The organism is Occultella glacieicola (assembly GCF_004353825.1).
In the GTDB taxonomy this organism is placed as follows: Bacteria; Actinomycetota; Actinomycetes; order Actinomycetales; family Beutenbergiaceae; genus Occultella; species Occultella glacieicola.
Map to the genome: position 1 here is coordinate 111566 of NZ_SMNA01000007.1, position 18521 is coordinate 130086.

Here is an 18521-nt window from a genome sequence, read left to right on the forward strand (position 1 = left end):
ACGCCCGGACGTCCAGGGTCGGCCCGTCCTGCGGGTGCCCCGCCGCCCGGGCCGGCCGTTTTGGCCCAGTCCGCGCCGGGCAGGTACGCTGTCCCGTGTTGTTCTAGGAGACGTCGCATAGTCTGGTCTAGTGCGCATCCCTGCTAAGGATGTGACGGGGCAACCCGTCCGTGGGTTCAAATCCCACCGTCTCCGCTCCGAGGCCCCGATTCCTCTGGGAGTCGGGGCATTCCGTTGAGATCCTCGGGCCACCGGCGGTCCGCTCGAACTTGTCGCACGCACTGATCCCGGCGCGGCATCGAAGCCGCATCCTCGGATGGTGAACCCGATGTGGCCGCCGAGCCATCCCCAGGCGGCGCACCTAGTGCAGCCATAGGGTTGCATGTCGTCGGAACCTCTGGCACAGTAGTTGCAACCGCAGAGTTGCAAAAGACAGAGGTTCTGATGTCCGGTCAAGGGCGCCGTACACGAGTGGCCCTGGTCCTGGGCGTGCTGTTCGCGGGCACGCTGGTGATGGGCAGCGCCGAGGTGCTCGTGATGGGCATGCTCGATCTGATGTCCGCGGACCTGGACGTGCCGGTCTCGGCGGTGGGTGCGCTGGTCTCGGCCAATGCGCTCGGGATCGCGATCGGCGGGCCGCTGCTGACCTTCGTCACCGCCCGGGCCGACCGGCGGCGAGTGCTGCTGGCCGCCATGGCGGTGTTCACCGGGCTGAATCTGCTGCCCGTCCTCGGCGCGGGTCTGGAGTCGTTCGTCGCCGCCCGGGTGATGATCGGTGCCGTGGAGGGGCTGTTCATCGCCGCGTCCATCACCACGGCGACCTCGATCGTGCCCCCTGCGCGAGCGGGTCGCGCGATGGCGGTGGTGATCTCCGGGTTCGCCGTCTCCGGCGCGGTGGGGATGCCACTGGGTCGACTCCTCGGCGAAGCCCTCGGTTGGCGCTGGTCGTTCCTCGCCGTCGTCCTGGCCGGCGCCGGCGTGCTCCTGGTCGCTCTCCTGGTGGTGCCGCGGACTCCGACCGGCGGCGGGGCGGGGATGCTCGGCCAGGTGCGGTCCGCGTTCGCTCCGAGGGTGCTGGCGGTGCTCGCTGTCGGCGTGCTGCTGTTCGCCGGGGTCCAGGCGGCCCTGACCTACCTCGTTCCGTTCCTGAATGGCGTGGCGGGCGTCTTCGGCCACTGGGTCGGCCTGTGCCTGATGGGGTTCGGGGTCGCGGCCGCGGTCGGATCATTCGGTGGCGGCTGGTTCGCCGACGCCGGCGCCGCCCGCGCCCTCATCATCGGCGCGATCGGCGTGGCAGCATCGCTCGTCGCGATGCTCCTGTGGGGTTCGACCCCGGCCGTCGCGGTCCTCGCCGTCCTCGCGGTCGGGCTCTGCGCGGCGGGCATCACGACGCCCTGGCAGCACCGCGTGGAGCATCTGGCGGGCCCGGGTGTCGTCCTCGCCGCCTCGCTGCCCGCGTCTGCCGGCAACCTCGGCGACGCCATCGGCGCGTTCGCAGGGGGACGAGCGATCGACGCCGGCGGGCTTCCGGCAGCGCTCCTCACGGCCGCCGTCCTCGCCGCGATCGCCGTCGCGGTCGCGGTCGCAAGTCGCTCGATCCGCCCGGCGGCCTCAGTCCGGCCCGCACCGGAACCGGCACCCGAACCACTGACCGCTGTCCACTGAGCATTACCGAGAGAGAGGAAAAGTCATGGAGAACACCCAGAACCCGCCAGCGGTGATCGACGCTGACGCCTTCAGTGTGCGCCGCACGATCCGCATCAACGCACCCCGTGAGAAGGTCTGGCGCACCGTCACCGAACCCGACCTGGTCTCCCAGTGGTTCGGAGAGTTGGTCCTCACCGGCACCGGGGTGGGCGCGCACGGCACGATCGGCTGGCCCGACCAGCCCGACGTCCCCATCCGTGTCGATACCTTCGAGCCGCCGTCGATGGTGTCCTACCGCTGGTGCAATGAGGAGGGCCCGCCGCTCGACGCCGTGGACGAGGAGCGCTCAACGGTCTTCACGTTCACCCTCGAGGAGACACCCGACGGCACCCTGCTCACCGTGGTCGAGACCGGGTTCGACAACACCGGTGACCCGGCGGTGAACATGGCCAGCCACCGGGACGGCTGGGACGGCGAGCTGGACAAGCTCGTGGCCCTGCTCGAGCGCGGCTCATGAGAGCCGGCACCGCGGTGTCCGGGCAGGTGGTGGCCATGTGCAGCGCACTCGGCGACGAGACCAGGTGGAGCATCCTGACCGCCCTCGGCGAGGGCGACGCCTCCGCGTCCGCGCTCGCCCGCCGTCTGCCCGTCACTCGGCAGGCGATCGCCAAGCACCTAGCCGTCCTGCACGAGGTCGGCCTGGTCGACACCGTCAAGGCCGGGCGCGAGGTGCAGTACCGGGTCATCGGCACCGAACTCAGTGCCACGGCCCGCCGCCTCGACGCCATCGGCACCGAATGGGACCGCCGCCTGGCAGCCCTCAAGCACGTCGCCGAAAGCCTCTGAGGCACTCGCGGCGCGGTCGCGGCGGGGTCGGTTGGCGATCGACCGCCGCCGCGGGCCGCGCCGCCTGGCAGGTCCGTAGTGAATGCGTACTCGTCGGGAGCGAATTAATCGCACGCGCTTGACAAACGGGATCGTCGGCTGCGAACCTCCTCTGGTCAGTCACCACAGAAGGAGCTGAGAGTGGCCGAATCAAGAACATGGACGTTCTCCCGTCGCCAGTTGCCCGTACGGACCCCGCGCCTCGACGGCGTCGCACTCCCCGCAGTGGCGGGTCCGCAGTCGCGGGTCGTCCGCTCGTGACGACGACCGTCGAACGCCCCAGCAAGACTGCGTCGAAGTCGACCGCCGGAAAGTCGAAGGAGCGCCGCCGCACGCCGTTCTGGCGTCGGGTCGTGCGGGACCGCACCGTACTGCTGCTCGCGCTGCCGGGCATGGCGGTCATCGTCGTGTTCCAGTACGTCGCCCTCGGGGGCAACGTGATCGCGTTCCAGGACTTCCAGCCCTACCTCGGCATCGGCCGCTCGCTATGGGTGGGCTTCGAGAACTTCTCGATCCTCTTCAACGGTGACCCGGAGTTCCTGCAGGCACTGCGGAACACGCTCGTGATCACCGCGTTGCAGACGGTCTTCGTGTTCCCGGCACCGATCGTGCTGGCGCTGCTGCTCAACAGCCTGGTCTCGAACCGGGTGAAGCAGGCCGTGCAGTCCGTGCTGTACCTGCCGCACTTCCTCTCCTGGGTCATCGTGGTGGCGATCTTCCAGCAGATGCTCGGTGGTGCCGGTCTGCTCAACAACTGGCTCCGGTCGCGCGGCCTGGAGACCATCGACATCATCGGCAACCCGGACACCTTCTACGCGCTCATCACCTCCCAGGTCATCTGGAAGGACACCGGCTGGGCGACGATCCTCTTCCTCGCGGTGCTCTCGCAGATCGACCGATCGCTCTACGAGGCCTCCGCGATGGACGGCGCCACTCGCATGCGGCAGATCTGGCACGTGACCCTGCCGGCCATGCGGCCGATCATCATCCTGCTGTTCATTCTCAAGCTGGGTGACTCACTGTCGGTCGGCTTCGAGCAACTCATCCTGCAGCAACAGGCGGTCGGACTGGGCGTCGCCCAGGTCCTCGACACCTACGTGTACAACAACGGCATCCTCGGCGGCGCCTGGGGAGTCTCCGCCGCCGTCGGGCTGGTGAAGGGCCTGGTGGGCCTGGTGCTCGTGCTGGTGGCGAACAAGGTCGCCCATATCTTCGGCGAAGAAGGGGTGTACCGGGCATGACCGCGACTCAGACCGGCTCGGCCGAGATCCGACCGGACCACACCCCTCGGCGGCGGCGCCGAGCCCCCCTGATCGACGGCGTCCCCCGTCCCGGCCCCGTCGAGAGCATCATCAAGGCGATCGTGCTCGGGGTCGCCTGCCTGCTCGTGGTGCTGCCCTTCCTCGGCATCCTCTCGACATCGCTGGCGACCCCCGAACAGGTCATCCGGGCCGGTGGGTTCGTGCTCTTCCCCGAGGGCATCGACCTCACGGCCTACCGCTCGGTCTTCGCCGGCGGCGCGGTCACCCGAGCCCTGCTCGTCAGCGTGTTCGTGACCGGGGTGGGCACGCTGATCAGCCTCACCCTGACGGCCATGCTCGGGTGGGCGCTCAGCCGACGCGGCAGCATCGCCAACCGGCAGTTGCTGATGCTGGTCCTGGTGAGCCTGCTGTTCAGCCCCGGCATGATCCCCAGCTATCTGGTCGTCCAACGGCTCGGCCTGCTCGACAGTCTGTGGGCACTGATCATCCCGACGGCGGTCTCGGCCTTCAACGTCATCGTGGTCCGGGCCTTCTTCGTGGGACTGCCACAGGAGGTCATGGACAGCGCTCGCATCGATGGCGCGGGGGAGTGGCAGACCTTCCGCTACATGGGTCTGCCGTTGGCCAAACCCGTGCTGGCAGTCGTGGGACTCTTCTACGGCGTCGGCTACTGGAACGCGTTCTTCAACGCCCTGCTGTACATCTCCGACGCCGCGAAGTGGCCGCTGCAACTGGTGCTGCGTACCTATGTGGTGGACGGCAACCAGATCGGCGCGCAGGACCTCGGCACGGAAGCGGCGCTGCCGCCGCAGACGTCGCTCCAGATGGCGATCCTCGTCATCTCGATCGTGCCGGTGCTGATCGTCTACCCGTTCCTGCAGCGGCACTTCGCCAAAGGCATGCTCACCGGCGCCGTCAAGGGCTGACCGGCACCCGAACACCCCACCGGCCGCTCCGCGGCCACGACTCGATGAGGAGCACACCCATGTCTCACCCCCTGATCGCCCGACGCCGTCTACTGCAGGGTTCGCTCGGCGTGGGCGCCCTGGCCGCGCTCGGCCTCGCTGGCTGCAGCAACGAGGGCCGCGGCGACACCGGCTCGCAGGCCGAGAACGACGCCGTCGAACTTCCTGCCTACATCCCGTACGAGGGGTTCGTGCCCGACCTCAAGGGCGAGAACGGCGTCAGCGACACCGTGCTGCAGTACCCGATGAACCCCGTCGCCGCGACGGCAGGGCCGCCCGGAGACGGAGCGGACGTCGGGGTCTTCGCCCTGACCAACGCGCCGGTACCACCGCCGATGAGCCAGAACGTGTTCTGGCAGGAGCTCAACGACCGGCTCGGCTTCACCCTGTCGGTGGCGCTGGTGCCGAGCGGTGACTTCACCGAACGATTCCAGACGACCGTCGCCGGCGACCAGCTCCCGGATCTCTTCACGTACTTCCCCGGCGGAGTCCCGGGGCTCCCGGCATTGCTGCGTGAACGAGCGGCCGACCTCACCGACCTGCTCAGCGGCGACGCCGTGCAGGACTACCCCTTCCTCGCCAACATCCCGACCGAGAGCTGGCGGGCCGCCGTCTACGGCGGCCGCATCTACGGTGTCCCGATCGCACGCGGCGCCCAGAGCAGCCCGGCGCTCTACCGCCGTGACGACGTGCTCGCAGCCCAGGGCATCGACGGCGACGTCCAGAGTTGGGACGACCTGCTGGCGATCTTCCGTGAGCTGACGGGCGGGAACACCTGGGCGCTCTCCAACGTCCCGATGCAACTCATCCGTCAGGCGCATGGGATCGCGAACGCCTGGGAGGTCGGTGCCGACGGCGGGCTCGTGAGCGTGAACGAGGACGAGCGGCAACTGGAAGCGCTGGAGCAGGGCCGCCGTCTCGTCGCCGACGGACTCGTGCACCCGGACACCACGACCTCCGACAACCAACAGCGCCAGGCCTGGGTCGTCGGTGGCACGACGATGTTCTTCGAGGGCACGTTCGCGGCCTGGCCGAACCTGGCCAACCTGCCGACCGCGGGCGACATGCGGCTCGGCGTCGTGGTGCCCCCGGCGATCGAGGGTGGTGGGGTCGCGGACGTCTGGCTCGGGCCGCCGACGCACAACCTGACCGGCATCAGCATCGACTCGACGGATCGGGCCGCCGCCCTGCTCGACGTCCTCAACTACCTGGCCGCACCGTTCGGGAGCGCGGAGCACATCTTCAAGAACTACGGCCTCGAGGGCGTGCACCACAACCTCGTCGATGGCGACCCGGTGCTCACCGACAAGGGGCAGAGCGAGACGCAGCTCGGCCTCAAGTACATCGGCGAGGGTCCGTGGGTGAACTACGTGCCGGGGAAGCCCGACGTGGCGCAGGCACAGTTCGACGCCCAGTCCGCCGTGGTCCCGACCGCGATCCCGAACCCGGCATCGACCCTGTTCAGCGAGACCCAGTCCCGCAAGGGGTCCCAGATCGGCAGCGCGCTCGGCAGCGTGGAGACCGACATCCTGCAGGGCCGTGAGCCGGTCTCGGCGTGGACCGAAGCCGTGGAGCGCTGGAAGCGCGACGGCGGCGACCAGATCCGCGACGAACTGTCCGAGGCCTACGCGGAGAGCGAAGGCTGACCGCACCGATCGAGCCCCGTTCACCCGAGCGGGCCACACGCCAACCGAACGATGCCGACGTACCCGACCCCCGCCGTCTCCGGCGTAGCCCCACGAGAGAAGAGAACGTGACACGACACGAGACGACGGCGCACCGCCGTCAGCCCATGCCAGCTCGCACCACGCGGGTCCGGTGACCGTAGGGATGCGCCGACCGAACGTCGTCGTCGTGCACTGGCACGACCTCGGAACACACCTGCGGGCCTACGGGTTCGACGTGGACACGCCGCACACCGACGCACTCGCGGAGCAGTCGACCGTGTTCGAACGGTGCTTCAGCACCAGCCCGCTGTGCAGCCCCGCGCGTGGAGCACTGTGGACCGGCCGCTACCCGCACAGCAACGGCCTCCAGGGGCTGACGCACCGGGGCTGGGAGTACGGAGAGGCGGAGCGCCCGTTGCCGATGCACCTCGGCGACGCCGGGTACCGCACGGTGCTCGTCGGCCTCCAGCACGAGGCGCGTGACCGAGAGCGCCTGGGCTTCGACGAGCACCCGACGTGCGCGAGCAACCATGCCGGCGACGTCTCCGAGGCCGCCGCCCGGTGGCTCGACGCACGCGGGGACGAGGGTGACCCCTTCCTGATGGTCTGCGGCATGCTCGAGGTGCACCGCGACTGGCCGGCCGAGCGGTATCCGCCCGACCCGCCGGACGCCGTCGACGTCCCCTCGTACCTGCCCGACAACGAGCACACGCGTGCGGACATCGCCGCGTTCGGCGGTGCGATCACCGTCGCGGACCGGGGGCTCGGAGTCATCCTGGAGGCACTTCGGCGCAACGGGCTCGACGACGACACGATCGTCGTGTTCACCACCGATCACGGCGCACCGTTCCCCGGTGCGAAGAGCACCCTCTATGACCCGGGCGTGCACGTGGCGCTCGTGGTGCGGATGCCACCGCGGCTCGGCCCCGCCGGGCCGAGACGGGAACCGGGACTGGTCAGCCACGTCGACCTGGTGCCGACCCTGCTCGAACTGCTGGGGATCGCGGTGCCGGACGACGTGCAGGGCGTGAGCTTCGCGGCGACCCTGCGCGACGGCGTCGCGCCGACCCGTCGTGAGGTGTACCTCGAGAAGACCTACCACGCCGATTACGACCCGATCCGGGCCATCCGCACCGACTCGCACAAGTACATCCACAACTACGAGCCGCGCCCGCTCCTGGCCCTGCCGCCGGACCTGGAGGCCTCCACCACCCGCCGGGGAATGGGTGACGCGCACCTGGCTCCGCGGCCACCGGAGGAGCTGTACGACCTCGTGACCGACCCCGGGGAGAAGACCAACCTCGTCAACGACGCCCGCGCGGCCGAGACGGCCGGCGAACTCCGCGAGCGTCTGGCATCGTTCATGATCGCGACGGACGATGCCCTGCGCCACGGCCCGGTGCCGATACCGGGCAGCGACGTGCCCGCACTGGTGGCCGACCGATGACGGCGGCCCGAGGATGACGGCGCAGCGGCACAGCCGGATCGGGCTCGTGGGGTGTGGAGAGGTCGCCGGATACGGCCATCTGCCCGCGCTGCTGCGGACGGAGGGGCTCGAACTGGTCGGCATGTGCGACGTGTCGACCGATCGGCTCGCGGCGGCGCCGGTCCCGGCAGGGGTCGCGCGCTGCACCTCGTTGGACACGATGCCCGACCTCGACGCGCTCGTCGTCACGTCGCCCGCCGGAGTGCACGCCGAACACGTCGGATGGGCGGCGCGGCGCGGCATCCCGGTCCTGTGTGAGAAGCCGATCGCCCTGGACGAGGCGACCTCCATCGAGATGATGGAGCGGATGGAGGCCGCAGGAACCCCGCTGTGGCTCGCCTTCACCTACAGGTTCTCGCCGGTGGCGCGACGGATCCACGAGCTCGTCGCGACCGGGGCGGTGGGCGAGGTGCGTGCGCTGCGGATGGTCTTCCTGTGGGACCTGCACGGGGCGTTCGAGGATCGAGTGGCCCGGACCGGCGTGAACCAGCGGCGGGTCGGCCGGATGCTCGAGGGCGGCCCGCTCGTGGACTGCGGCGTGCACCAGATCGACCTCGCGCGCTGGTGGCTCGGTAGCGACCTGCAGGTCGATCACGCGACCGGCGTCTGGTTCGACGAGATCGACGGCGTGGACGCGCCCGAGCACGTGACGACGCACCTGTCCGGCGGTGGTGCCCGGGTGCTGGTCGACATCAGTTTCGGCTACGGTCACAGGTCGCCGGCCAGGCTCCCAACCTTCACGTATGAGGTCATCGGGACCGACGGTGTGATCCGCTACCGGCGCGAGGAGCGTGACTTCGTGCTCATCGACGGCGACGGTAGGCACGACCTCGCCTGGGCGCACGAGAAGTCGTTCGAGGGCATGTACACGGAGTTCGCCGCCGCGCTCCACGGTGAGGAGCATGCGCTCCCGACCGCGCTCGACGGGCTCGCCGCGACCCGCCTCGCGCTCGACGCAACGGCTCGGGCGGTCGGCTCGCGATAGCGACCGGAGGTAGACCCTGAGCCCGACCCACGCCCGGATACGACGGCGTCTGGCCTACTCTGGGGCGGTGGCCTCTCCCACCGAGCGCACCGAACTCATGGTGCGTCAGCGCAACTCGACGGCGTCCGCCATCATGCGCACGATCGTCCGCGACGGCCCCCTCGGTCGCAAGGAGCTCTCGTCCGTCACCGGCGTCAGCTTCACCACGATCACGAAGACGGTCACGGAACTGCTGGCACTCGGCGCGCTCACGGAGTCGGCGCCACCGGCCCCACGAGGGGCCGGCAGGCCGGTCACCCCGCTCGACGTGCCGTCCGTTCGGCGACTGGTGCTGGGTGGGCATCTCCACCCTGAGAGCACCTCCTGCGGTGCCTACACCCTGCGCGGCGACCTGGTCACCTGGCGATCGGCGCCCGCCAGCGGCCGGACCGAACGCGAACGCATCGAGGAGGCCGCCGAGCTGGTGGACGCCATCGTGACGGAGGTCGGCACTGCGGCCGTCACCGGGATCGGGATGACGACGCCCTGGGCCGAGCTCCACCACGGCCAACCGCCGCCGCTGGTGGCCGATGTCGACCCCGATGCGCTGCACACAGGTCTGCGGGAGCACCTCTCCCATCCGGTACGCGTCGAGCCGAACGTCCGCGCCCAGGCGCTGGAGCACTACTGGTGGGGTGGGGGAGGCAACGACGTCCTGACGGTGCTGGTCGGACGGTCCGTCGGAGTGGCCCAGATGCGGGGTGGCGACCTCGTCTGGGACGGCCCGGGTGCCGGTGGCCTCGTCTCCCACGTGGTCGTCCCGGGTTCGACGTATCCATGCGACTGCGGGCAGGTCGGCTGCGTCAAGGCCACCTGCACCGACGACGCACTCCTACGACGCGCCGTCGCGACCGGTCTGCTCCCCCCGGGCTCGTTGCAACGCGACCTCTACCCGGACGATGACACCGAGGGCCTGCGCCGGCTTCGCCGCGCCCGGGCCGAGGACCTCGGCCGCGTGATACCGCTCATCATGAGCCTGGTCGCCCCGGGCGAGACGACCGTGCGAGGCAAGGTGGGGACACCGGAGGAGATCGATGCCTGCATCGACATGATCCGGCGGCGCTACCGGGAACTGGTCGGCCGTGACGCCAAGGTCCGCTTCTACGACCATCGCCGCCCGGACTACTGGCCACACGCATCGGCAGCGCTCGCCCTGGATGCCTACCTCGCCTCACCGTTGTGGCACGAGGGAGACAGGGCCATGCGGGAGCTGCCCGTCCCGATCGCGTGAGCCGATCCGCTCGTCGACAGGTGCGGCCCGGAAGACCCGGAAGCCTTGGAAATGCGGCGACCGCCCGCCGGTGCGACAGTGGCCTCCAACCGGGGCCGAGCAAGGTCATCCGCTCGATCTCGGCACATTCGGGTTGATCACGCCGGACCAGGTCCGAGGTGAACGAGGAGACGAACATGAAGAACGGAAGGGCATCATGACCACACCAACCGACGATGTCGTCGACCTGATCCTCAACGACCACCGCGAGGTCGAGCGGCTGTTCGAGGAGTTGCGTAGCAACCCGGCGACCAGGGCCAACAATCTGCCCGTTCTGATCTCGCTGCTGACCGCGCACAGCCGAGCGGAGGAGGCGGAGGTCTACCCCGTCGCGGCATCCGAGGCAGGCGCTGGACACGACGTCGAGCACAGCCAGGAGGAGCACATCGAGGCCGACCAACTCCTCGCGAAGCTGGCGGAGACCGATCACTCCTCGCCCGAGTTCGAGACGGTCCTGCGCGAGGTCGTCGATTCGATCACACACCACGTCGAGGAGGAGGAGGCCAAGGTGCTGCCCGCCATGCGGTCGAATCTCACGGACGCGCGCCGGGCCGAGCTGGGCGAGGCCTTCCTGTCGAGCCGCGAGAAGCACCTCGGCGAAATGCCGAGCGACATCCGCAAGAGCGAACTCGACCAGCAGGCCGCGAACGTCGGCCTGAGCGGAGCGAGCTCCATGAGCAAGGCGCAGACCGAGCGCGCCCTCCAGGAGAAGGCCGAGGAGTCCGAGGAGTAGTCCGGAACGGCCATCGCCGGTCCGCGTGCGACCGGCTCTCCAGTCGCACGCGCGAGGCAGTGGCGGATCGTGGTGGCCGGGCCGAGGGCAGCCTGCTCAGCGAGACGTGCCCTCGGCTTGGCCCTGCCGCAACCGGCAGCGGAGGGCACCAGCCGGCCCGGGTCGGCTGGTGCCGTCAACGTGCGCCAGTGTGGACTCCGTGCCCGTCGCGTCGGCCGCGATCGCTGCGGCCGGGTCGTATGCCGGTCCCGGGCGGGCCCTCGGCGTTCCGGATGTTGCGAGCGGGCGCCACGGGATGCGGACGCAGCGGAACCGGCACACGATGAACCAATGACCCCCGACAGCAAGCCCCAGAAGGTGCCGGCCCAGGAACAGAAGTGGCCTGGCACGACCTCGGCGATGGACCCGCCGCCCGACCACGGCGAGGACAACTACACCGGCCGTGAGCGCCTGGTCGGCAAGAGAGCCCTGATCACCGGTGGCGACTCCGGGATCGGGCGGGCCACGGCGATCGCGTTCGCGAAGGAGGGCGCCGACGTCGCGATCGCCTATCTCCCGCAGGAACAGGCGGACGCCGAGTCCACGAAGGAGGTCGTCCAGAGCGTCGGTAGGCGCTGTGTGCTCCTGGCGACCGACCAGCGCACCGAGGAGGCGAACACCCGGTTGGCGGCCGATGCCGTGGCCGGGTTGGGCGGGATCGACGTGCTGGTGAGCAACGCGGGCTTCCAGATGGCGCACACCGGTGGGATCGCCGACTTCCCGAGCGGTCAGTTGGAGCAGGTGTTCGAGACCAACGTGTTCGCGACGTTCTGGCTGACCAAAGCGCTCGTGCCCCACCTCGGGCCGGGCTCGAGCGTGATCATCACGACCTCGATCCAGGCGTACAACCCCTCGGAGCCGTTGCTCGACTATGCAGCCACGAAGGCAGCGCTGAACAACCTGATGGTCAATCTCGCCGCGGACCTCGGCCCGAAGGGGATCCGGGTGAACGCCGTCGCCCCCGGGCCGATCTGGACCCCTCTCATCCCCAGCACGTTCGACGCCGAGAAGGTGGCGTCCTTCGGGGCCGACACCCCGCTCGGCCGACCGGGACAGCCCGTCGAGGTGGCCGCGGCGTTCGTCTTCCTCGCCTCGGACGAGGCCAGTTATGTCAGCGGCACCGTCCTCGGTGTGACCGGCGGCAAGGCGATCTTCTGATGCGGGCGCTGACCTGGCAGGGCACCGAGGACGTGCAGGTGCAGGACATGCCGGATCCCGCGATCCAGGAGCCCACCGATGCCGTCATCAAGGTGACGTCCACCGCGATCTGCGGCTCGGACCTGCACCTGTACAGCGTCCTCGGTGCCTTCCTGGACCCCGGCGACATCCTCGGCCACGAAGCCATGGGGATCGTGGAGGAGGTCGGCTCGGAGGTCACCCGGATCAAGCCAGGAGACCGCGTGGTCGTGCCGTTCCCGATCGCGTGCGGCACCTGCTGGATGTGTGAGCGGGGCCTGCACACCCAGTGCGAGACCACCCAGGTGCGCGGGCAGAACAAGGGCGCCGCCCTGTTCGGATACACGAAGCTGTACGGGCAGATCCCCGGCGGGCAGGCCGAGTACCTGCGGGTCCCGCAGGCCCAGTTCGGACCAGTTCGGGTGCCCGACGATGGCGGACCCGACGAGCGTTACCTCTACCTCTCGGACGTGCTGCCGACCGCCTGGCAGGCCGTGGAGTACGCGGGTGTACCCGAGAACGGCACGGTCCTGGTGCTCGGACTCGGGCCCATCGGGCAGATGAGCGCCCGGATCGCGCTTCACCGCGGCGCGAGCGAGGTGTTCGCAGCCGACCTCGTGCCCGAGCGACTGGCGATGGCAGCCCGGCATGGCGTGCACACCCTGGACCTGAGGGTGATCGACGACCTCCCCGAGAACATCCGGGCCCTCACCAACGGTCGTGGACCGGATGTGGTGATCGACGCCGTCGGGATGGAGGCCCACGGCTCACCGGCCGCCGCCGGCGTGCACAAGGTGGCCGGCGTGCTCCCCAGTGCCATCGCCCGACCCCTGATGGAGCGGGCCGGGATCGATCGACTGGCCGCGCTTCGCACCGCCATCAGCTCGGTGCGACGCGGTGGAACCCTCTCGCTGTCGGGCGTCTACGGAGGCGCCGCCGACCCGCTGCCGATGATGGAGATGTTCGACAAGCAACTCACGGTCCGGATGGGGCAGGCGAACGTACACCGGTGGATCGAGGACCTGCTGCCACTCGTCGCGGACGACACCGATCCGCTGGGGGTGCTCGACCTGCGGACCCACCGGCACTCGCTCGAGGAGGCACCGGGCGCCTACCGGACGTTCCAGAAGAAGGAGGACGGCTGTATCAAGGTCGTCCTGGACCCGCAGGTCTGAGCCGTGGAGAGCTACTGGGCGTCGCGCAACCCGCAGTCCCCCGAGCCGGACGCTCCGGTCGGTGGCGAGTACGACGTGGCGGTGGTGGGCGCCGGCATCACCGGGCTGTCCACCGCCGTGATGCTGGCCGATCGGGGCTGCCGCGTCGTGGTGCTCGAGGCCCGTCACGTGGGCGCGGGCACCACGGGCTCATCGACGGCGAAGGTGTCCGTGCTGCAGGGACGCCGACAGTCCGAGATCGCGGCCAAGCAGTCCGATGAGCTTCTCGCCCACTACGTGGCCGGCGGGCGCGCTGGTCAGGCCTGGTTGCTGGAGTTCTGCGCACGAGCGGGCGTCGCTGTGCAACGCCCGAGCGCGGTGACCTATGCCGCCGGTCCCGACGACATCGCGACGGTGGAGGAGGAACAGCGGGTCTGCGAGCGGGTGGGACTCCCGGTGACCTGGCGGCCGCAGGACGGCGACGCACCGTTCCCGTACTCGGGTGGTGTGGTGCTCGCCGATCAGGCACAGCTGGATCCGCTCGAGTTGCTCACCGCGCTCGCCGCCGACGCGGTCGCACGTGGCATCACCGTGTACACCGGCGCGCGCGTCACCGAGGTCGACGACGGTCCGGAACACCTGGTGAGCACGAGCCGCGGTTCCGTGCGGGCGGACCGCGTGGTCCTGGCCACGGGGACCCCGATCGCCGACCGGGGCGGCTTCTTCGCACGGCTCGCGCCGCAGCGCTCCTACGCCATCGCGCTCCGCCTGGCCGGGCTGCCGGAGTCGGACATGTATCTGTCCGTGGGGACGCCGGCGAGGTCCATCCGCACCACCCCGCGGGGAGATGACCGAACCCTCCTGATCGGCGGCAACTCGCACCCGGTCGGCGGCGGCGGATCCGAGCTCGACGCGATCGAGGAGCTGACCGCGTGGGCGCAGCAGCACTACCCCGGCGCCCAGGTGACGCACCGGTGGTCCGCCCAGGACTACCACCCCATCGACGCACTGCCCTACGTCGGGCCGCTGACGCCGTCGAACGATCGGGTCCTGGTGGCGACCGGCTTCGCGAAGTGGGGCCTGACCACCGGCGCGGCCGCCGCCACGATCATGACCGGGCTGGTCGACGGCGGCGCTCCCGACTGGGCAGATGCGTTCGCCAGTTGGAGTGCTCATGAGTTCGCCGGATTCGGCACCGGCGCGAAACAGAACCTCAAGGTCGTCGCCGACCTTGTCGGAGACCGGCTGACGGCGCTCGAGCGGGTTCCCGACGAGGCGCCGGGGGAGGGCGTCGGCCGCGTGGGCCGGAAGGGGTTGAGTCCGGTCGCGGTCTCGACCGTTGACGGCATGACCTGCACGGTCTCCGCCGCCTGCACCCACCTGGGCGGGGTGGTGCACTGGAACGACTTCGAACGAAGCTGGGACTGTCCGCTGCACGGGTCCCGGTTCGCGTCCGACGGGGCGCTGCTCGAGGGACCCGCCACCACGGACCTGCAGGGTGCGGAGCCGGCAGGCACGGACTGAACGCCGATTCCGGACGTCGTTGCGAACCGCCACCCCCCCTGGGACCCGAGCGGTGAACCAGCGCGTGCTCGGACGGTCGACCGGTGTCACCCTTGGCCCCATGGCCCGGCTCAAACGATGGATTCATCGGACCTGGATCCTGCAGCCCCGTATCGCGCTGACCCTACGGGCGGCACTGGCCGCGGGCCTGGCCTGGACGATCGTGAGCCTCCTACCGCTGGCGGCGGCGGCGCAGTACCCGTACTACGCGCCGTTCGGCGCCGTGATCGCCACGACGTTCACGGTGTCCAGTTCGGTCCGGGAGTCGGTGCAGGCCGTCGCCGCCATCGCGCTCGGTGGCCTGACGGCCGGCCTCGTCGACATGGTGTTCGGCACCACGACTCTGCTCACGATCGTCCTCGTGGTCGCTGCCGGCGTGGCCCTGGCCGGGCTGCGACCCCTCGGGTCCATGGGTGGCTGGGTGCCGACGGCAGGGATCTTCACCCTGATCATCGGGCACGGCGAGACGGCGTTCGCAGGTTCGTACGCGGGTCTGACCCTGCTGGGTGCGTGTGTGGGTGTCGGCGTCAACGCCCTCTTCCCGCCGCTGCCCGTCGGCCCGGCGTCGCGGTCGATCCGGGCCACCCGGGAGGCCGTCGCCGGCCAGCTCCGGGATCTCGCGGAGGCCCTGGAGACCACCACCTTCCCCTCGATGGCGGACTGGGAGCACCAGCACCGTGGCATGGATCGGGCCCGGCTCACGATGCGGGAGGCGATCGCACAGGCCCAGGAAGCCCGCCGCGCGAACCGGCGGGCTCGGCGCCATTCGGACGACATCGACGCCCTCGTGGTGGAGGCGGACGCGCTCGAGAGGTTGACCTTCGTCGTGGCGGACCTGAGCGATCTCATCCTGCGCGATCACCTCGCCCCCGGCCCGGAGGGTCGACCCACGCGGCTACCGGCCGACCTGCGCGCCCCGATCGTGCACTCCATCCGGCTGCTTGCGGGGGCGCTGAGCCTCGGGGACGTCTCAGCGCTGCGTGAGGAGCTGGCCGCGGTCGACGATCAGCTCGCGACCCTGGTGAGCACCGCCTCCGAGCGGTCCGGGGGGCCGGACGACCTCGTGCTCAACAGCGTGCTCCTGGCGCTGCGCCGCGGTCTGGACACCTTCGCCGCCCAGGTACCGTCGTCCTGACGAACTCCGCCGCATCGCGGACCGTCGTGGGCGCTCAGCCGCTCGGCAGACCGGGATCGACCCGCACGTAGCCGTCCCGCAGGACGAGGTGCTGGTCGTCGACCCTGGCCACGTCCGGCCACCGGACCAGGAACGTGCCCCGGTGCAGCCACCCGAGGAACGCGCCGATCGGCGCGGGGGCGCGCACGCCCGTGCGCTCGTACCCCAACATCGAGGTGTGGGTGCGCGGGCTGACGAGCAGCCCGTGCAGTCGGGCGCCCGCGAGCGTGGGTCCGGGTGCGCCGTCGAGCACGAACCGGGCGTCGATGACGTAGCCGACATGGGTGCCGTCGTGATCGCGAACCGACAGGTCGAGAAGGTCACTCAGGAGCATGACCGGCCCCCGGGATGCGCCCGATGACGTGATCACGGACCCAGCGCTCGACCCAGGTCGCGTCCAGGCCGTCCGCGCCGACGGAGAGGTGGATGGTCTGGTCGACCTCGACCACGTCCCGCCACGGCACCTTGTGCATGAGGCTGCGCGGGGGCCGGCCACCGGCGAGCCGGGCGAGGAACACCCCACCGAAGAGCATCGCCCCGATCGTCACGGTTCCGTCCTCGGCGACCTCCAGATCGAGGTCGGCGAGGGTGGCCACCGGAACGTCGTCGGGATCGAGGACCTGGCGGTCGAGCAGATGCAGACGGGCATCGAGCACCTTGCCGGCGGCGGGCTCGTCCGGCTCCAGCGCGTTCATGCCCCGGCCCCGGTGATGACCATCAACGGGATCGCCGCCAGTGCGGCGATCAGGATGATGCCGAGATAGAGGCTTCCGACGGCGTTCATCACCCGCGAGTTCACATGTTCTCCCATGTATTGCGGATCGTTGGCCACGATGAGGATCGGCAGATACGTCAGCGGGAGCGCGACGGCGGAGAACACCACCGAGTACTCCGTCACCAGGACGGGGTCCACTCCCGTCATCAGCACGCCGACCGCCACGACCAGGCAGATGATCATGGTCAGGTGGAACCTTGCCGCCGCGCGCGGCTTACGGAACTTCCCCCACGACCAGCCGAAGAACTGGGCGATCGTGTAACCGCTCGAGAGGGCCGTCTCCAGGGCGGCGCCGAAGGTCGCCGCCACGATGCCGACGATCACGAATGCGAGCAGGAGCTTGCCCCCGCCGATCGCCACCGGCAGGACCACCTGGCTGAGGGTCTCCACCTGGATCGCCTGGGGCAGGAGCACGATCGCCGCGCAGGCGGCGATGGCAACCGACAACAGTCCACCCAGTGGGAAGCCGACGAGCACGTTGATCCGGGACTGGGAGAGGTCCTTGACGGTCCATCCCTCCTCCACCGCGCCCGAGGAGAAGAAGAACACCTCGTACGGGGTCATGGCGGCGCCGAAGAGTGCGATGGCGTAGTACCAGTACACGGTGGTGGACTCCTCGGGCAGCCCTTGGCCCATCACCTGGGCGGCGAGTTCCGACCAGTCCGGACCGAGCAGGAAGACCGCCACCGCGAACGCGATCAGGCACAAGCCCAACAGGCCGGTCACGTTCTCCATGATCTTGAACCGGACCCGCCAGATCACCAGCCAGACCGCGAACGCCGCCACCGGGATCCACAGGCGGGGCTCGACACTGCTTGCCAGCTGCAGCGCGAGCGCGATGCCACCGACCTCGGCGGTCAGGGTGAGCAGATTGATCAGGAACGACGCACCGAGGTTCGCTGCAGCGGCTCGCGGACCGAGGCGCTCCCGGATGATCTCGAAGGTCGCACGGCCGCTCACGGCAGCCACCCGGCCGGACATGCTGGCGAACACGCAGATGCCGACGACGCCGACCGCGACCACCCACGCCAGGCTGAGTCCGAACCGGGACCCGACGACCGCGTTGGTGACCAGGTCGCCGATGTCGAGGAATCCGCCGATGGCGGTCAGGATCCCCAGGGCGACGCCGAGAAGCCGCTTCATCCCTGCGGCTCCCACTCGTCCGCGAACGCCGAGAGATCCGCTGCGCTGTCACTGAGCGCGGACACGAGTGCGACCGGATCCGAACCGGTCGTCAGCCCGACCCAGGCGCGAGCATCCACGAGGGCGTCGGTGCCTGCCCGGATCAGGACCAGTGCCTGTCGCCGCGGCTGAGCGTCCTCCGGATCCTCGACCACCCGGGTCGCCGCGGCCACCTCGGCGTCCTGGCTCGCGTCGATCATCTCGGACAGGACGGTGTCGGCCACGGCCGCGGTGACCGCACCGTCGAGGTAGGCGTCCAGCGCCAGCCTGCCGGTCGAAGCCGCCGACGCCGCCGCCTCAGCGGCCCGGGAGAGGTCGCCGGTGGTGCCGCCCTCCTCGGTTGCGCAGCCGGCCTGTACGGTCACGACGGCCAGCACCGCAACCATCGCGAACGCCCGTCGTAGTGCGGGAGACAGGCTGATGACCACCTTTGGTTTCTACGCCCGAACGCCGGCGCGCGCATCTCAGCGGCGACATCGGCTCCGGCTCGACACGACGAGCTGCGCCCGCCTCCGCAGG

Annotated in this window: 18 protein-coding genes and 1 tRNA gene; 15 read left to right on the forward strand and 4 right to left on the reverse strand. The window is 70.1% G+C overall.

Features of this window, described 5'->3' with window-relative positions; all coding sequences use genetic code 11:
- The first annotated feature begins 106 nt into the window (after positions 1-106).
- From EXU48_RS15400 to EXU48_RS15470, 15 genes are all read left to right on the forward strand, one after another.
- Positions 107-195: transfer RNA gene (locus EXU48_RS15400), tRNA-Ser, on the forward strand.
- A 249-nt stretch (positions 196-444) separates the two neighbouring features.
- Positions 445-1665, forward strand: coding sequence for an MFS transporter (locus EXU48_RS15405; protein WP_235857057.1), 1221 nt, complete (start codon positions 445-447; stop codon positions 1663-1665).
- Positions 1666-1690: 25 nt separating this feature from the next.
- Positions 1691-2164 (forward strand): SRPBCC domain-containing protein, encoded by a 474-nt coding sequence (locus tag EXU48_RS15410; protein ID WP_133108568.1) that lies wholly within the window; start codon positions 1691-1693, stop codon positions 2162-2164.
- Positions 2161-2493 (forward strand): ArsR/SmtB family transcription factor, encoded by a 333-nt coding sequence (locus EXU48_RS15415; protein WP_165962838.1) that lies wholly within the window; start codon positions 2161-2163, stop codon positions 2491-2493. The genes EXU48_RS15410 and EXU48_RS15415 overlap by 4 nt, the downstream gene beginning before the upstream one ends.
- 296 nt (positions 2494-2789) lie before the next feature.
- Positions 2790-3773, forward strand: a complete 984-nt coding sequence (locus tag EXU48_RS15420) for an ABC transporter permease (RefSeq protein WP_235857058.1) — start codon at positions 2790-2792, stop codon at positions 3771-3773.
- Complete coding sequence (locus EXU48_RS15425) at positions 3770-4720, forward strand: carbohydrate ABC transporter permease (RefSeq protein ID WP_133108569.1); 951 nt, start codon at positions 3770-3772, stop codon at positions 4718-4720. Before EXU48_RS15420 ends, EXU48_RS15425 begins: the two co-directional genes overlap by 4 nt.
- Positions 4721-4779: 59 nt before the next feature.
- Entirely contained in the window at positions 4780-6405 is a 1626-nt protein-coding gene (locus EXU48_RS15430; protein WP_133108570.1) for an extracellular solute-binding protein, read from the forward strand.
- Between the two features lie 184 nt (positions 6406-6589).
- A complete protein-coding gene (locus EXU48_RS15435) occupies positions 6590-7873 on the forward strand; it encodes a sulfatase family protein (RefSeq protein WP_133108571.1) in 1284 nt (427 codons plus the stop codon).
- 13 nt (positions 7874-7886) lie between these two features.
- Positions 7887-8897, forward strand: coding sequence for a Gfo/Idh/MocA family protein (locus tag EXU48_RS15440; RefSeq protein WP_165962839.1), 1011 nt, complete (start codon positions 7887-7889; stop codon positions 8895-8897).
- A 67-nt stretch (positions 8898-8964) separates the two neighbouring features.
- Complete coding sequence (locus EXU48_RS15445; RefSeq protein ID WP_133108573.1) at positions 8965-10167, forward strand: ROK family protein; 1203 nt, start codon at positions 8965-8967, stop codon at positions 10165-10167.
- A 196-nt stretch (positions 10168-10363) separates the two neighbouring features.
- On the forward strand, positions 10364-10939 hold the full coding sequence (locus EXU48_RS15450) for a hemerythrin domain-containing protein (RefSeq protein WP_133108574.1): 576 nt from the start codon (positions 10364-10366) through the stop codon (positions 10937-10939).
- A gap of 330 nt (positions 10940-11269) precedes the next feature.
- Entirely contained in the window at positions 11270-12136 is an 867-nt protein-coding gene (locus EXU48_RS15455) for an SDR family oxidoreductase (protein ID WP_133108575.1), read from the forward strand.
- Positions 12136-13329 carry a zinc-dependent alcohol dehydrogenase gene (locus EXU48_RS15460; RefSeq protein WP_133108576.1) on the forward strand — a complete coding sequence of 398 codons (1194 nt, stop codon included), beginning with the start codon at positions 12136-12138 and terminating at the stop codon, positions 13327-13329. The genes EXU48_RS15455 and EXU48_RS15460 overlap by 1 nt, the downstream gene beginning before the upstream one ends.
- A gap of 3 nt (positions 13330-13332) precedes the next feature.
- Positions 13333-14832: an FAD-dependent oxidoreductase gene (locus tag EXU48_RS25355; RefSeq protein WP_133108577.1), complete on the forward strand. Its 1500-nt coding sequence runs from the start codon at positions 13333-13335 to the stop codon at positions 14830-14832.
- A gap of 100 nt (positions 14833-14932) precedes the next feature.
- The gene (locus tag EXU48_RS15470; RefSeq protein ID WP_133108578.1) at positions 14933-16006 is read left to right on the forward strand and encodes an aromatic acid exporter family protein; all 1074 of its coding nucleotides are present in this window, start codon (positions 14933-14935) and stop codon (positions 16004-16006) included.
- 34 nt (positions 16007-16040) lie between these two features.
- Here the strand turns inward: EXU48_RS15470 and EXU48_RS15475 are convergent, their stop codons facing one another.
- From EXU48_RS15475 to EXU48_RS15490, 4 genes are read right to left on the reverse strand one after another with little or no spacing between them, the layout of a single operon-like run.
- Entirely contained in the window at positions 16041-16379 is a 339-nt protein-coding gene (locus tag EXU48_RS15475; RefSeq protein WP_133108579.1) for a PRC-barrel domain containing protein, read from the reverse strand.
- Positions 16366-16740, reverse strand: a complete 375-nt coding sequence (locus EXU48_RS15480; protein ID WP_133108580.1) for a hypothetical protein — start codon at positions 16738-16740, stop codon at positions 16366-16368. Before EXU48_RS15480 ends, EXU48_RS15475 begins: the two co-directional genes overlap by 14 nt.
- On the reverse strand, positions 16737-17963 hold the full coding sequence (locus tag EXU48_RS15485) for an NRAMP family divalent metal transporter (protein WP_133108581.1): 1227 nt from the start codon (positions 17961-17963) through the stop codon (positions 16737-16739). Before EXU48_RS15485 ends, EXU48_RS15480 begins: the two co-directional genes overlap by 4 nt.
- On the reverse strand, positions 17960-18430 hold the full coding sequence (locus tag EXU48_RS15490) for a hypothetical protein (RefSeq protein WP_133108582.1): 471 nt from the start codon (positions 18428-18430) through the stop codon (positions 17960-17962). The genes EXU48_RS15485 and EXU48_RS15490 overlap by 4 nt, the downstream gene beginning before the upstream one ends.
- Between the last annotated feature and the right edge of the window lie 91 nt (positions 18431-18521).

Coding starts and splice junctions, on each gene's coding strand:
- EXU48_RS15425 (WP_133108569.1), top strand. CDS start 3,770: ATGACCGCGACTCAGACCGGCTCGGCCGAGATCCGACCGGACCACACC.
- EXU48_RS15430 (WP_133108570.1), top strand. CDS start 4,780: ATGTCTCACCCCCTGATCGCCCGACGCCGTCTACTGCAGGGTTCGCTC.
- EXU48_RS15435 (WP_133108571.1), top strand. CDS start 6,590: ATGCGCCGACCGAACGTCGTCGTCGTGCACTGGCACGACCTCGGAACA.
- EXU48_RS15485 (WP_133108581.1), bottom strand. CDS start 17,963: ATGAAGCGGCTTCTCGGCGTCGCCCTGGGGATCCTGACCGCCATCGGC.
- EXU48_RS15455 (WP_133108575.1), top strand. CDS start 11,270: ATGACCCCCGACAGCAAGCCCCAGAAGGTGCCGGCCCAGGAACAGAAG.
- EXU48_RS15460 (WP_133108576.1), top strand. CDS start 12,136: ATGCGGGCGCTGACCTGGCAGGGCACCGAGGACGTGCAGGTGCAGGAC.
- EXU48_RS15450 (WP_133108574.1), top strand. CDS start 10,364: ATGACCACACCAACCGACGATGTCGTCGACCTGATCCTCAACGACCAC.
- EXU48_RS15470 (WP_133108578.1), top strand. CDS start 14,933: ATGGCCCGGCTCAAACGATGGATTCATCGGACCTGGATCCTGCAGCCC.
- EXU48_RS15410 (WP_133108568.1), top strand. CDS start 1,691: ATGGAGAACACCCAGAACCCGCCAGCGGTGATCGACGCTGACGCCTTC.
- EXU48_RS15480 (WP_133108580.1), bottom strand. CDS start 16,740: ATGAACGCGCTGGAGCCGGACGAGCCCGCCGCCGGCAAGGTGCTCGAT.
- EXU48_RS15440 (WP_165962839.1), top strand. CDS start 7,887: ATGACGGCGCAGCGGCACAGCCGGATCGGGCTCGTGGGGTGTGGAGAG.
- EXU48_RS15415 (WP_165962838.1), top strand. CDS start 2,161: ATGAGAGCCGGCACCGCGGTGTCCGGGCAGGTGGTGGCCATGTGCAGC.
- EXU48_RS15475 (WP_133108579.1), bottom strand. CDS start 16,379: ATGCTCCTGAGTGACCTTCTCGACCTGTCGGTTCGCGATCACGACGGC.
- EXU48_RS15405 (WP_235857057.1), top strand. CDS start 445: ATGTCCGGTCAAGGGCGCCGTACACGAGTGGCCCTGGTCCTGGGCGTG.